General features: G+C 50.6%; 8 protein-coding genes. All 8 read right to left on the bottom strand.

Features of this window, described 5'->3' with window-relative positions:
• Nucleotides 1-223: 223 nt before the first annotated feature.
• On the bottom strand, nucleotides 224-1,738 hold the full coding sequence (gene atpA / locus GQY55_RS21935; RefSeq protein ID WP_160044056.1) for a F0F1 ATP synthase subunit alpha: 1,515 nt from the start codon (nucleotides 1,736-1,738) through the stop codon (nucleotides 224-226).
• Nucleotides 1,739-1,754: 16 nt separating this feature from the next.
• Nucleotides 1,755-2,303 (bottom strand): F0F1 ATP synthase subunit delta, encoded by a 549-nt coding sequence (locus GQY55_RS21930; RefSeq protein ID WP_160044055.1) that lies wholly within the window; start codon nucleotides 2,301-2,303, stop codon nucleotides 1,755-1,757.
• Nucleotides 2,300-2,788 (bottom strand): F0F1 ATP synthase subunit B, encoded by a 489-nt coding sequence (atpF, locus tag GQY55_RS21925; RefSeq protein ID WP_160044054.1) that lies wholly within the window; start codon nucleotides 2,786-2,788, stop codon nucleotides 2,300-2,302. The genes GQY55_RS21930 and atpF overlap by 4 nt, the downstream gene beginning before the upstream one ends.
• A gap of 129 nt (nucleotides 2,789-2,917) precedes the next feature.
• On the bottom strand, nucleotides 2,918-3,142 hold the full coding sequence (gene atpE / locus GQY55_RS21920; RefSeq protein WP_036706394.1) for a F0F1 ATP synthase subunit C: 225 nt from the start codon (nucleotides 3,140-3,142) through the stop codon (nucleotides 2,918-2,920).
• Between the two features lie 83 nt (nucleotides 3,143-3,225).
• Nucleotides 3,226-4,029: a F0F1 ATP synthase subunit A gene (gene atpB, locus GQY55_RS21915; protein ID WP_160044053.1), complete on the bottom strand. Its 804-nt coding sequence runs from the start codon at nucleotides 4,027-4,029 to the stop codon at nucleotides 3,226-3,228.
• A gap of 31 nt (nucleotides 4,030-4,060) precedes the next feature.
• Nucleotides 4,061-4,438 (bottom strand): ATP synthase subunit I, encoded by a 378-nt coding sequence (locus GQY55_RS21910; RefSeq protein ID WP_160044052.1) that lies wholly within the window; start codon nucleotides 4,436-4,438, stop codon nucleotides 4,061-4,063.
• Entirely contained in the window at nucleotides 4,431-4,685 is a 255-nt protein-coding gene (locus GQY55_RS21905; RefSeq protein ID WP_160044051.1) for an AtpZ/AtpI family protein, read from the bottom strand. Before GQY55_RS21905 ends, GQY55_RS21910 begins: the two co-directional genes overlap by 8 nt.
• Before the next feature lie 177 nt (nucleotides 4,686-4,862).
• The coding region (locus GQY55_RS21900) for a UDP-N-acetylglucosamine 2-epimerase (RefSeq protein ID WP_201452210.1) at nucleotides 4,863-5,330 on the bottom strand (468 nt) is incomplete at its 5' end.

Here is a 5,330-nt window from a genome sequence, read left to right as displayed (position 1 = left end):
CAAAGCTAACTTCGTAAGCATAGGCTAAACTTTGGCGGAGCCAAAGTTACTCTGAAAGCACTTGTTTCGCTTCGACCAGCAAAGCGAATGATAAAGCATATATCCGTCTTTTGGCTTAGGTTCAAAGCCTGCATTCGTGCGGCTCCGATACCTAAGCCAAAGCATGTTCGCTATTCATTGAAAAAGATGAATCCGAGCCTTGCGGCCCGGTTCATGTTATGACTTACGCCGTCACAGCAAAGCCTCTCTTGAATTTCGCGATGGCATCTTTCAGAGCTGCTTCGTTGTCCGCGACCAGATCTTTGGTATCGCGAATGGACGCCAGAATTTCCGGATGGTTGCTTTCCAGGAACGCCAGGAATTCTTTTTCGAAGCGGCGGATGTCGCTCACCGGAATGTCGTCCAGATGGCCTCTGACTGCCGTGTACAAGCTCGCTACCTGCTGCTCGACTTTAAGCGGCTGGTTGACGCCCTGCTTCAAAATTTCCATCAGTCTTGCACCGCGGTTGAGGCGGGCGAGCGTGGATTTATCCAGATCGGAACCAAATTGCGAGAACGCTTGAAGCTCACGGTATTGGGCAAGGTCAAGCTTCATACCGCCGGCTACTTTTTTCATCGCTTTGATTTGAGCGGAGCTACCTACGCGGGATACGGAGATACCCACGTTGATCGCCGGGCGTTGACCGGCATAGAACAGCTCGGACTCCAGGAAGATCTGACCGTCCGTAATGGAGATTACGTTGGTCGGAATATATGCGGATACGTCGGAAGCTTGCGTTTCGATAAACGGCAGAGCGGTCAAAGAACCTCCGCCGAGTGCGTCGCTCAGCTTCGCCGCGCGTTCCAGCAAACGGGAATGCAGATAGAATACGTCACCAGGATAAGCTTCACGGCCTGGAGGACGTCTAAGCAGCAAGGAAAGTTCGCGGTATGCCGCTGCTTGTTTGGACAAGTCGTCATAGATGATCAGGGCATGCTCGCCTTTGTACATGAAATATTCGCCCATGGCACAGCCCGCGTAAGGAGCGATGTACAAGAGCGGGGACGGCTCGGAAGCCGATGCCGTAACGATGATCGTATATTCCAAAGCGCCATGGCGGCGAAGGTTTTCTACGACGTGAGCAACCGTGGATTGCTTTTGGCCGATCGCAACGTAGATACATTTTACGCCATTGCCTTTTTGGTTAATGATCGTATCGATCGCGATCTGCGTTTTACCGGTTTGACGGTCACCGATGATAAGCTCGCGCTGTCCGCGGCCGATTGGCACCATGGCGTCAATCGCTTTGATACCTGTTTGCATCGGCTCATGTACCGATTTACGGTCAATAACGCCTGGAGCGTTATTTTCTACAGGACGGAAGTCGGCCGTTTCGATCGGGCCTTTTCCGTCCACCGGTTGACCCAGCGGGTTCACAACGCGTCCGAGCAGGGCTTCACCTACAGGAACCTGCATGATGCGTCCGGTACGTTTCACCTGGTCGCCTTCTTTGATTTCCGTGTAAGGACCGAGGATAACGACACCTACGTTGCTTTCTTCCAAGTTCAGCGCAAGGCCTACGACACCGTTCTCGAATTCCACAAGCTCGCCGGCCATACAGTTGTCGATCCCGTGAACGCGGGCAATACCGTCACTAACTTGAATAACGGTACCGACTTCGGATACCTCGATCTCCGATTTATATTGTTCAATTTGACTTTTAATCAGCGTACTGATTTCTTCAGGTCTGATACTCAAGTGTCTTCACCCCTATCTACTGTGCTTGTCTGTTAAAAGACTTTTCAAGCCGTTCCAGCTTCCCTGCCAGACTTCCGTCATACAGCTTGTCGCCGATGACGACTTTTACGCCGCCGAGCAGGCTTTTATCAATCACGTTTTCCACGCGGATTTTCTTGTTAGCCAAAGCTCCAAATTGTGCAGCAACGGTCGCTTTTTCCTGCTCACTCAGCGGATAAGTGGAGTACACTGTCGCATCCGCAATTCCGAGGCTTTCACCTTCGATCCGGATATAGCTTTCCAGAAGATCCGGGAGGATATCAGCTCTGCCCCGCTCAATGAGCAGTTCTACGGTGTTGATGACCGGCTGGGATACTTTATCTTGAAGGGCTTTCTTCAGCACATCCAGTTTTACGGTTACGGAAATGTTGGGTGTAGAGATAAACTGCTGCACGTCGTTGTCCGCCGTAACGGCTTCCACGACCGCCTTCAGCTCCTGCTCCACTTCCAGCGTTTTCTGCTGCTGTGCAGCCACTTCAAACAGCGCCTTTGCGTAACGCTTGGCTGCTATCGTTTCCCGGCTCATGGTCTGCCCCCTACCTCTTTAAGGTATTGGTCCACAAGCTCTTCCTGTACGCTGTCGCTGCTGACTTCTTTTTCAAGCAGCTTGGAAGCGATCTTCACGGACACGGCTCCCACTTCGCTGCGCAGCTCCTGAACCGCCTTGTTCTTTTCGCTGGCGATTTCGCGGACGGCATCGTCCTTGATGCGGGCTGCTTCCTCTTTCGCCTGCGCCATCAACAGATCAGCCTGCTTGCTGCTCGTTTGCTTGGACTGTTCGATGATTTCGTAAGCTTCTTTGCGCGCCGCTTCAAGAGCTTGTTTTTGCTCCTCTACGTAAGCGACTGCCTGCTCGCGGGTTTGCGCCGCTTCGTTCATTTGCTGCATCACCAGCTCGCGGCGTTTCTCCATAATCGAGAAGAGCGGTCCGAAAGCGTACTTGTTCAGAAGCAGATACAAAATCGCGAATGCGATCAACGCGAGTATAAAAGACGGGATGTTAATACTCAATCTTAGTCACTCCTTTCCGGTGCACGTGCACTGCCGTTCACTCTCGTTTACGAAAGACCATAATTGTCACGGCTAAAAAGAAGGCGCGGATGGCCGTGGCCTTCCCCGCCAAACCCTGCATGTGTTAAATTAAGCTCCTGCGTAGAACAAGAACGCGAGTACGACACCGATGATTGGAAGTGCTTCGACCAGACCTACACCGATAAACATCGTTGTTTGCAGAGTGGATTTTGCTTCTGGTTGACGAGCGATCCCTTCAACCGTTTTAGATACGATCAAACCGTTACCGATACCTGCGCCAAGCGCGCCCAAACCTACTGCGATAGCAGCTGCCAAAAATGCCCAAACTCCCATTTGTAAATCCTCCTTAGAGATGTGTATTTTGTTTGAATTTATGTTGAGTTAAGTGAAGCCTTACTCCAAGCTTAACTTTGAAGCTAATGTTCGTCATGCGACTCGATCATTTGCGAGATGTAAACCATGGTCAGGATCGTAAATACGAAGGCCTGGATCGCGCCGACGAAAATACTGAATCCTTGCCATACCACGAGTCCGAGCGCCGAAGCCACCCAGCCTACTGCGCCAAGCGCAGTCAGTTTCAGCAATACGGAAATGAGAACCTCGCCCGCAAAAATGTTACCGAATAGACGCATGCCCTGCGTGAGCAGTTTCGCAAACTGTTCGATGATGTTGATCGGGAAGAAGAACCAGTATGGCTGGAAATAATGTTTGAAATAGTTCTTCGTATTTTTCGTCATGCCGAGGATATGCGACAGCAGGAAGACGATCAAAGCGAGCGCCATCGTGACGGAAGCGTCAGCCGTCGGCGATTTCCACCAAGCGACGCCAACCTCCTCCAATTCCGGATTTTTGTCGAACGCCTCTTTGACGGAAACGATCTCTTTCCCGAAAATGTGCGCATGTTCGGCGCCGTGGTAGTCGGTGACGATACCAAACGGCAAACCTAGCAAGTTCGCTACGAAGATAAACATGATGAAAGTGAGACCAAGGGACAGAAAATGCTTCCCTTTTTTCCAGTCCATCGTGCTGGAAATCAGATTTTGAACGAATTCAACAGCCCATTCCATGAAGTTTTGCAGTTTGCCCGGATTTTCAACCGACAAATTTCGAGTTGCCAGTTTCGCAATGACAAACACGATTACGCATGTCACAATGAGCATCAGAACGATGGAAAGGTCAATTGGAATGCCGCCCAATTCAATAATCGGTGATTCATGCATATTTTTCTCACCCCTTTCTCAGTTGAGCAATCTACTCTTCTTTGCGAGACAATCGAATTCCTATAAATAAGAGAAGGAACTGCGACAAGATCAGGGTAGCTGCAACAGCGTACAGATTAAACGTTTCCGGCTTCCGATACGCAAGTATGACGGCCAGCACGCTTACCGCTGCGCGGGTCAAGAACCCCATATTCACTCGTTTGCTTTCTCCGCCGGCGACCGCATCGGTCACCTTCTGAACCTTATAGCCCAAATAAAAGCTATTTAGCAGGCTGACGGTAGCGCCGAGCACCATCCCGAGCGCAATGCTCTTGTAATCGGGAAAGAAAGCGGCACCCAAAAAGCATAGGGCAAGAAAATAAAGCGTGGTTCTGGTCAATACCCTGCGGTATTTCCAAAGTTCATTCATCACTTTCCCCCAGGACTGCCTTGGTGATTATAAAAACGCTTACGCCGCCGATGAGAAGTCCGAATAGAACGCCGAATGCGATCCAAAGTCCCGGCCCTCCCCAGATCTTGTCCAGCCAGGAGCCCAAATAAAAGCCTCCTAATGTGCATGCTGCCAGATCTATTCCGATTGCGCTTGCAAGTCCGATATATTTCATAGGGGTTGCAACGTTTTTATTGGTTTTACGCGGCTTTTCAGGTTTACTCATTATAGTCCACCCTCATAATCCCTGTTCATTTTACTGAATGTCACAAGAGTTTGTCAATTGAGCGGATTAATGTCATTTTTGCCCGAAACTATGAAAATAATCACAGCAAAACGCCGCAACACCGTGCAAACCGTACAGTTTAACTGTATGCTGTACTCTTTGCCTCAAGAATATGGTTTAACTTTCCTTTGTGAACATTCTGTGAAATTGTTCCGGACGTTCTTTTCGGATGCCAAAATGATGCAAAATCGCCTGAACGATCCGCTCCGACGCTTTGCCGTCCCCGTAAGGATTCGCCGCCTTGCTCATCGATTCGTACAGCGCCTGATCGGTCAGCAGCGCTTTGGTGCGCCCGTACACTTTTTCCTCGTCCGTGCCTACCAGCTCGAGCGTGCCTGCCTCAATTCCCTCCGGACGTTCGGTCGTGTCGCGAAGCACGAGCACCGGAACGCCGAACGAAGGAGCTTCTTCCTGAATTCCGCCGGAATCCGTCAGAATCAGATGGGTATGCGGGAAGAAGTTATGCAAGTCTACCACATCCAGCGGGTCGATCAGCTTGATTCGTGGATGGTCGCCAAGAACGGCATGTGCCGGTTCTCTTACCGCAGGGCTTAGATGAACCGGATAGCAGATGGCGATGTCCTC

The organism is Paenibacillus sp. USDA918EY (assembly GCF_009870825.1).
GTDB classification, from domain to species: domain Bacteria; phylum Bacillota; class Bacilli; order Paenibacillales; family Paenibacillaceae; genus Paenibacillus_AQ; species Paenibacillus_AQ albilobatus.
Note: the sequence above shows the minus strand (reverse complement) of the source record. Positions and strands in the feature narration are given on the sequence as shown.